The organism is Winogradskyella poriferorum (assembly GCF_050618035.1).
GTDB lineage: Bacteria > Bacteroidota > Bacteroidia > Flavobacteriales > Flavobacteriaceae > Winogradskyella > Winogradskyella poriferorum_A.
On sequence record NZ_JBODPY010000177.1, the window covers coordinates 1 to 227 of the forward strand.

General features: G+C 33.5%; 1 pseudogene. It reads left to right on the forward strand.

Annotated elements, in window-relative coordinates:
- Window positions 1-227, forward strand: a pseudogene (locus ACRHOC_RS15365) (VWA domain-containing protein); the annotation flags it as partial.

Below are 227 nucleotides of genomic sequence, written 5' to 3' on the forward strand. Positions count from 1 at the left end.
CTATTTCTACCGAGGTTGTTACAACACCATGGCACCAAGCCACTAATTTGGTAAGAATTGGTCTGCAAGGTAAAATTTATGAAAATGAGGTGTTGCCTGCGTCTAATCTAACTTTTTTAATTGTTGTTTCTGGTTCTATGGGATATCCGAATAAATTACCATTACTTAAAAGAGCATTTAAGCTTTTAGTAAATCAACTTAGAGAAAAGGATAAAGTCTCAATTGTA